We start from the raw sequence: 7,357 nt of genomic DNA on the forward strand, positions 1-7,357 counted from the left end.
CATGTAGAACTTGGACAATGCGGCCAATGCCAGCAAAAACGCGCCCAGGAACAGCGCGACTGTCCCCAATTTCTTACTCACTGTGGGCTCCCTCCACGGTTATGAACGCTTGACCGTAACACCCCAGGGGGTCAACTCGGGTTACGGTCAGTACGCGACGTTTGACGACGTTTGTGACCGGTACTCCCTGCTCCGGTGACCCCCGCGAATGGCAGGATCGACGGTTGTGAGTGCCCCTGCCTTGTCGCCCGTCCGGGCAATCGTCCCCGCGCACCTGTCGGTGGCGCAGCGGGTACGCCTGACGGCCTGCGCCATGGTCGTTGCGAGCCTGGGTCTCAAGGCGTGGGTCGTGCTGCCGGCGTGGTTCTACAGCGACGACTTCCGTTTCATCGAGGAGGCGCACACCCAAGGGCTGTCGGTGGATTTCCTGTTCACTCCCCACGACAGCCAGCTGATGCCGTTGGGCCGCGCGATCTCCTGGGTCGTCGCCCAGGCGAACGGCTATTCGTGGTTCGCCGCCGCGTCGATCACCCTCACGCTGCAGCTCTTCGCGGCGCTGACGTGCCTGCTGATGCTGCGGACCCTGTTCGGGGACCGCTGGGGCATCCTGGTTCCCCTGGGCCTGTTCCTGATCTCTCCCATGGGCGTGGAGGCGGGGATGTGGTGGTCCGCCTCGCTCAATGCACTGCCGATGCAGATCGCGTTCTTTCTGCTCGTGACCTGCGTTGTCCTCTGGGCACGCGAACGTCGTCCGCGCTGGGTGCTCGGCGCGGCCGGTGCGATCACCCTGGCAGTGCTCGCCGGGCCTCGCGGTCTCGCGATGGCGGTCCCGGTCACGCTCCTGATCGCGCTGTTCCTGACCCAGGGTGCCTGGTGGCGACGACCTTATGATCTCGTGCGCCAGCACCTGCTCCTCACGGTGCCGCCGATCGCGATCGGGGTCGGCTACCTCGTCGTGTACGCCCGTACGACGCCCGCGCCCGTCGAGGCGAGCGGCGATTCGCCGGCGCTCGAGCTCCTGCGCAACCTCATCACGGGTTCGTGGGCCCCCTCCCTGCTTGGTGGCCCCTGGCGATGGGACGTGTTCGCCGATCCGGTCGCGCTCGCCGCCGCACCAGCCGGGCTCGAGATCGCCGCCACGATCGTGGTGGTCGGCGCCGCGGCCTGGCTGGTCCGCCGCAACCCCGGACCGGCCGGGGCCGCTGTGGCGATCCTGGTCGCACAGCTCACCGTCACCTTTGTGGCTCTGGTCTTCGGTCGTGGCCTGCAGGTCGGCGCGAGCGCCGGCCTCGTCTCGCGCTACCTCGCCGACGCGCTGCCGGTCACGGCACTTGCCATTGGTCTTGCGACCATGCCGCTCCTGATCGACGGTGCCCCCGCGTTCCGGCGCCAGCTGCCGGGTCCGGCGGATCTCGGGCGCTGGCCGCGCCGGCTCCTGGGTACTGCTGCGGTGGTGGTCGTGGCCGGAAGCCTCGTGAGCACTGCCCGCTATGCCGCGCCGTGGCACGACGACTTCGTCGCCCGCGCTTTCGTCAGCAACGCGGTCTCGACCCTCCGTGCCGATCCGTCGCCGATCGCCGATGTCGAAGTGCCTGACCTCGTGCAGCTGTCGCTGCACTATCCGAGCAATCTGCCATCGCACCTTCTGGCGCCATACGGTGACCTGGTGCAGACGACGCAGGCGGGCAACGACCTGCGCATCCTCGACGAGTCCGGCAGGAGCCGGCAGGCGATCGTCAATGGCGGTGCTGAAACGCGTCTTGACGCGATTCCGGGGTGCGGGGTGCGCGTCGGCCCGACCGAGGCGGCCATCACGCTCGATCGCGACCGGATGGACACGTTCCCGTGGACCAGCATCAACTACGTCGCCTCGGGCGCCGGCCTGGTCGAGGTCACGGCCGACGGGCGCGAGGTCGCAGATCTCGAGGTTGCGCCCGGCCCTCACACGTACTTCTTCCTGACTGACGGCGCGTACAGCACGCTGACGCTGCGGTCGAAGACGCCTGGCACGGAGCTGTGCGTCGACATCGTGCGCGCAGGCCCCATCAGGTGGATCACGTGACCGGCCCGAGCGCGACCGATCAGATCCCGCCGACCGCGCCGACTTTTCCCGGCCTCGACACGATCCGCGCGGTCGCGGCGGTCTGGGTCGTCATGACGCACGTGGGCTTTTGGACCGGGTTCTACAGTCACGGGCTGCTCGGGGCGATGACCCAGCGCCTCGAGGTGGGCGTGGCACTGTTCTTCGTCCTGTCAGGATTCCTCCTGTCCTACCCGTGGTTGCGCCAGCTGCGCACCGGCGCGCGACGCGACTCGGCCGGTCGCTACGCCTTCAAGCGGGTCCTGCGCATCCTGCCGGTCTACTGGGTCGCGGTCGTCGCCGCGGTGCTCCTGGTCCCCCAGAACGCCGGCACGTCATTGCCCCGCGCGATCGATTCGCTCCTCCTGATCGACATCTACAAGGACGGTCTGCCGCTCGAAGGACTGAGCCAGATGTGGAGCCTGGCCACCGAGGTCGCGTTCTACATCACCCTGCCGCTGCTGATGGCCGTGCTCGTCCGGCTCGTCGCCGGCCGCGAGTGGCGCCCGGGTCGCGTGCTCGCCGTCCTGGGCGTGATCGCCCTCGGGTCGCTCGTCTGGGTCGCGCTCGCAGCAGGACCGCTCGCGCCATGGGGAGGCTGGGTCACCCAGGCACTTCCCGGCTACCTCGGCTGGTTCTCGATCGGGATCGGCTTCGCCGTGCTCGACGTCGACCGGCGCCACGCAGTCCCCGGCCAGGAGCTCGCGGCCACCCGCTGGTGCCGCACCGCCGCGGCCGCCCCGTGGACCTGCTGGGTCATCGCGGCTGCGGTCATGTTCGTCGCCAGCACCCCGATCGTGGGCCCGGTCACCCTCGTCGGGCGTACGTCCACGCAGCTCGTCTGCCGCGCGATCCTGTTCGGCATCGTCGCCGCCGCGGTCGTGCTGCCGAGCATCTTCGGCAACCCCTCGACGGTGTACGCCCGGATCATGGCGCACCCTGCACTCCGCCATCTGGGCCACATCTCCTACAGCCTGTTCTGCTGCCACGTCATCGTCATCGCGGTCATGTTCGACCGCCTCGACCTCACACCGTTCTCCGAGAACATGTGGCTCGTGCTCGGAGCTGTCCTCGCGGTGAGCCTCGCCATCTCCGAGGTGCTCTATCGGGTGGTCGAACTTCCCTTCCTGCGGCTCAAGAACCTCGGCCGTCGCAAGCCTGCGGCGGCCACGGCCGAGACGCCCGCCAGGACGAGCAGCTGAGGCAGCGCACGAGCGCCGCTCCAGCTGTCGAGGCCGGCCCACGGCTCAGCCACCGCGAACATCACGCCGGCGCCGACCGCACCTGCGCCGAGACCCGCGGCGGCGACCGGCCAGCGCCGAAGGGCCGCGACGAGCACGACCGTGGCCACCGACGCAGCCAGGCCAGGCAGCCCGGCCACCAGGACGGCGACGCCGACAGCAGCCGTCGTCAGGAACCCGGACCGCGCCCCGCGGTGGGCTCCGACTGACGCCCACCGTCGACCGTCGCGACCGGGAATGAGGCAGAACCCCACCAAGCACGCGAACAGCAACGCGCCGATGCCCAGCATGATCCGGTAGGCAGTGCCGGGCTCATAGGTCTCCGACAGGTCCGCCGCATCCGACACGTCCTCGACCTGCCAGCCCTGTTGCCAGCCGTCGAGGACGACAGGGGACGCCTCACCGGAAGGCGTCGTCGCGGACCACCCGGTGTTCTCGTTGTGGCCCGTGGAGACGACCCCTTCCACGCCGGACGGGCGGTCGTCCGGGACGCTGAGCAGGATGTCGACCGGACGGATCGTCGACGTGCCGAGCGTCGTGATGCGGTGCTTGCCTGCCGTCAGCTCCACCTCGCCGGTTCCGCACCACGTGACCTCCGTGGTCTCGCCACGGTGGAGCGCCGCGGGAGAGGCGACCAGCTGCGTGCGTCGCGGCACACCGTCGACGACGAGCGTCGGGCCGCTGCCACACGGGTGCGTGCGCTCGACGTCACTGAGGACGACCGGCAGCCCGCCGACTCCGTCGACCCGGAACTCACTGACGCCCACCGGCAAGGGCGTGCCGCCGCCGTCGTACCCCAACGAGGAGACCCGCTCGTCGGCCGAGAGGTGAACCTCCACGGATGTCGCCTCGACGGGTCGCAGCCGCACGACGCCGTCCTCGTCCACCTGCGCGCTCTGCCGTGAGCCGTCGGAGAACGCCACGACCACGGACGACACCGGCGATGCCGCGAGCGAGACGGCAGTACGGAGCCGCAGCGTGTCGACCTTCTCGGGCTTCACCCAGCGCATGCTGATGGTCGGGTCGGTGTCGTCGGCCTCTGCGACCCAACCCGTCCTCAGGCTGCCGTCGGCGGCTGCGATCGCGCCGGCAATCGGCGAGTCGGTCTGTTGTGAGCTCGTCGTGACGGTGACCAGGCGTCCCTCCTGCAGCAGTTCATCGATCGCAGCACCGCCTCGCGGCGCAACCCGCATCCGTACGTCGTAGTCACGGCGGGCCGGAATCGTCAGCTCGCGGTCGAGATCGCGGTCGTCCTCGACCCGCTCGGTGTGCGAGTCGGAGCACCGGATTGCGCCCCCGACGTCGAGGCAGCCCGAGGTCCGGCCTTCAGCTCCCTGCATCAAGATCGCGTGGGGTGCGGCCCACCCCTGGGGAATCGTCGGCATGACGAGCGGCCGTGAGAGCGCCACGCCGGGCAGCTCGACCTCGCTGATCGCGACGGGTCGCAACAACGTGGAGCGGGCCGAGATCTCGACGCGATCCACGCGGCCGATCGGGACCGACACCGGCGCGCTGCCATGCACGGTCACGGCTCGGTCACCTGAGTCCGTCGAGACGGTGATCCGGCGGGTCTCGCTGGCGGGCAGATCCAGCGCGATCGTGGCCGTGCCGATCGAGGTGGGCCGGTCCAGCCGCAGCCGCAGCCACGAACGCCGATCCGAATGGGCGAGGTCCGGCCGCCAGGCGGTGCCGGGGTCGCCATCGAAGGCGGCCCAGGGCTGCGCCGACGGGTCGGTGCGCGGCAGGGCGCCGATGTCGGACTGCGAGGACGAGGCGTTCAGCGAGCGGGCGCCGCGCAGGTCGGGGGTCGTGGTCCAGCGCTCGAGCGCCTCCTGGTCGTACCGGTGAACCCGTCGCTCGGCGCGGTAGGGCTCCTGCGGGGTCAGCGAGGCCGAACGGTTGCGCTGCACCGCCCCGAACGACGCCTCCTGTCGCCGGTTGCCGTCCGTCAGGATCGTGCCGCTCGGTGGCTTGCCGGCGACGTCCTTCGCCATGACCGTGGAACCACCGCTCGTGACGCCCAGCTCGTCGAGCGACAGGAGCGACCCTGACCCGCCGATCAAGGCATCCAACCGGCCGTCGACCGTGACGCGACGATCACGCCATGGCCCCTCGAACGAGAACACCTCGACGGCATGCCGATCCGCGCGCCAGCCCTCGTCGATGAAGACCCGGTCGCCGGCAGGGCTCAGCACGTCCGGGCCGCCACCGATCCTCGGGCCGAACGTCGCGACCCGTCGCATGCCGGGGGTCGAGGCGAGCGTCGCCCGCACCAGCTCCGGCGAGACGACGCCGCCTCTGCGATCGATGTCGCTGCGCACCACGACGGTGCCGATGTCGGCTCGCCGCAGGAAGTCGGCAAGGCCGCGCGTTCCCTCCCCTGTGGCCAGCGCCTTCGAGATCGTGTCGAGCATCTCGATGTTGCCGCCGGGCGCGAGGGGGATGACGTTGCGGACCGCCCACGGCCCCGTCGACAAGGGCTGGAGCGGCTCGTCGCCGGCACGTCCCCAGGCGTACGTGCCGAACGACGTCGCCGGTGTGACAAGCGTCGTGCCCTTGGCGTGATCGCCGATCCACTCGCCCGTGTCGGCCCAGTACTGCGGCACCGACTGGAAGCTCCCGCGCGGTGCCAGGTGTCCCGTCCAGGCGGGGACAGCGGCCCCGAGAACCGCGGTGCAGGCAAGCAGCCCCACCCCGATCGCGAGCGGATCGGGCCGGCGCCGTCCGGCTTCGTCGACGACACGTCCCTGGGTCAGCCTCGTGACGGCATGGCACAGGCCGATGACCAGCGGCAACCGCAGGACGACGTCGAACTTGTGCGTGTTGCGCAGGGGCGCGAGCGGACCGTCCAGCAGGTCACGGAAGGCTTCGGAGCCAAGGCCCGAGGTCGAGCCGACGTGACCCAGCGTCACCAGCACGAGCCCCGTCAAGAGGCCCGTGACCAGGAAGCCGCGCCACGGCAGGTCACGCCGCGACAGACCGACGATGCCCAGCACCACGACGAGCCCGCCGTTGAGGATCAGCAACGGCTCCGTGATGAGCAGGCGGCCGGCGTCGGAGTTGGTGTCGATGTACGCCACCCAGTTCGTCGTGCCGCGCAGGGCGTCGAGCGCGGTCGACGCAAACGTGGTGTTCGACGCCGCCTCGATGTAGTCGAGGAACGGCGGGCTGTAGCGGCCGAGCAGCAGCAGCGGGAGGAGCCACCACAACGTCCCCACCAGCACCAAGGGCGGCCACCAGAGCATCATGGTGCGACGGCGTCTGCTGCGCGGCGCGCACCAGATCCACCACGCCGCGAGGGGAATCACGGCGAACGTCGCCGCCGCGTTGACTCCTCCGACCAGCGCGACGACCAACGCGCTCAGCGCCGCCTGTCGTCGTGGGTCTCCCCGGTCCATCCCGATCACGAGCGGCACCAGCACCCACGGAGCGAGTGCCGACGGCCACATCTCGACCGACGAGGCGCCGACCACCGTGAGCATGCGCGGTGACAGCGCGAACGCGAAGCCGGCCAGGATCCGGGTCCAGTGGTTGCCGATCCGCATCGCCCCCAGCAGGACGACAGTGCCGAGGAAGGCGACGACGAGCAGCAGGGACCACCACAGTCGTTGGGTGACCCACGGTGACACGTCGGCCAGGTGCCCCAGGGCGAAGATCGGGCCCATAGGGAACAGGTAGCCGTACGCCTGGTTCTGCACCTGACCGAAGGCGCCCTGCGGGTCCCACAGGGTCAGGGCGCGACCCATGAAGCCGAGCGGGTCGACGCTCAGGTCGAGCTTGGTGTCGGTCACGATGTTGCCCGGCGCTTGCGCGAAGGCGATGGCCACCAGTGCGAAGCAGCAGGCCACCAGCCGGAAGCGCCAGATGCCGGTCGAGGCCGGCTCGGCCGCCTCGAGCTCGATGGGCTCGTCGGTCATCTCTTCCTCAGGACGATCGCGAGGTTCCAGGTCACCAGCTCGCGCAGGACCGGGACCCGCAGGACCCACCACGACCAACGCGGCAGATAGCGCGGGATCACCGCGACCACCTCGGCGGC

General features: G+C 70.2%; 3 protein-coding genes. 2 read left to right on the forward strand and 1 reads right to left on the reverse strand.

Annotated features, from left to right (window positions below; genetic code table 11):
- Nucleotides 1-226: 226 nt before the first annotated feature.
- Together V6M46_RS07145 and V6M46_RS07150 are read left to right on the forward strand one after the other, a co-directional pair.
- Nucleotides 227-2,062, forward strand: a complete 1,836-nt coding sequence (locus V6M46_RS07145; protein ID WP_332663297.1) for a hypothetical protein — start codon at nt 227-229, stop codon at nt 2,060-2,062.
- A complete protein-coding gene (locus V6M46_RS07150; protein ID WP_332663299.1) occupies nt 2,059-3,282 on the forward strand; it encodes an acyltransferase family protein in 1,224 nt (407 codons plus the stop codon). The genes V6M46_RS07145 and V6M46_RS07150 overlap by 4 nt, the downstream gene beginning before the upstream one ends.
- Here the strand turns inward: V6M46_RS07150 and V6M46_RS07155 are convergent.
- Nucleotides 3,183-7,238 (reverse strand): alpha-(1->3)-arabinofuranosyltransferase domain-containing protein, encoded by a 4,056-nt coding sequence (locus V6M46_RS07155; protein WP_332663301.1) that lies wholly within the window; start codon nt 7,236-7,238, stop codon nt 3,183-3,185. The genes V6M46_RS07150 and V6M46_RS07155 overlap by 100 nt on opposite strands.
- Nucleotides 7,239-7,357 lie beyond the last annotated feature (119 nt).

It is taken from the genome of Aeromicrobium sp., assembly GCF_036676885.1.
GTDB lineage: Bacteria > Actinomycetota > Actinomycetes > Propionibacteriales > Nocardioidaceae > Aeromicrobium.

Bases quoted from the DNA above. Each gene is read 5' to 3' on its own strand.
- V6M46_RS07155 (WP_332663301.1), bottom strand. From the start codon at position 7,238: ATGACCGACGAGCCCATCGAGCTCGAGGCGGCCGAGCCGGCCTCGACC.